This window comes from Micromonospora sp. CMU55-4 (assembly GCF_011602315.1).
Taxonomy (GTDB): domain Bacteria; phylum Actinomycetota; class Actinomycetes; order Mycobacteriales; family Micromonosporaceae; genus Micromonospora; species Micromonospora chalcea.
This window is the reverse complement of record NZ_JAAOLH010000049.1, coordinates 1-788: the sequence shown is the minus strand read 5'-3', so window position 1 is coordinate 788 and position 788 is coordinate 1. Positions and strand designations below refer to the sequence as shown.

Below are 788 nucleotides of genomic sequence, written 5' to 3'. Positions count from 1 at the left end.
TGCTTCGGGGATGTCGGTGAACAACCGGGACGGACGCAACGCCGTGAACGACGGCACAAACCGATCCCACCGCACATCCGCCACCACCACCTGCCCCTCACCACCATCCAACACCCCCTGCAACGCCGCCACCGCCAACTCCGGAGCCATCCCCGGCAAACCACGCCGACTCAACTGCTCCCCCGCCACCCCCACCGCCATACCCGCCTCAGCCCACGGCCCCCACGCCACCGACGTCCCCACCAACCCACGCCCACGCCGCGACACCACCAACCCATCCACAAACGCATTCGCCGCCGCATACCCCACCTGACCCGCAGAACCCCACACCCCCGCAATCGACGAAAACACCACAAACGCATCCAAATCCAAACCAGCAGTCAACTCATCCAACACCACCGCACCACCAACCTTCGCCCGCAACACCTCCTCCACCTCACCCACACCCACCTCACCCAACGGCGTCAACTGCGCCACACCAGCCGCATGCACCACCGCCCGCAACCGCTCACCCCGACCCACCAAATCCCCCAACAACCCCGCCACCGCACCACGATCCGCCACATCACAACCCACCACCGACACCCGCACACCCAAACCCTCCAACCGCCCCACCAACTCACCCACACCCGCCGCACCACCACCACGCCGACTCACCAACACCACATGCTCCGCACCCACACCCACCGCCCACAACGCCACCCGCGCACCCAACGCCCCCGTACCACCCGTCACCAACACCGTCCCCGACAACCGAAAACCACCACCACCAGCACCCGCACCCGCAC

The 788-nt window shown here is 66.9% G+C and carries 1 protein-coding gene; it reads right to left on the bottom strand.

Annotated elements, in window-relative coordinates; all coding sequences use genetic code 11:
- Nucleotides 1–735: beta-ketoacyl reductase (locus HA073_RS30190; RefSeq protein ID WP_309228078.1), on the bottom strand; the 735-nt coding region annotated here is incomplete at its 3' end.
- Nucleotides 736–788: the final 53 nt, after the last annotated feature.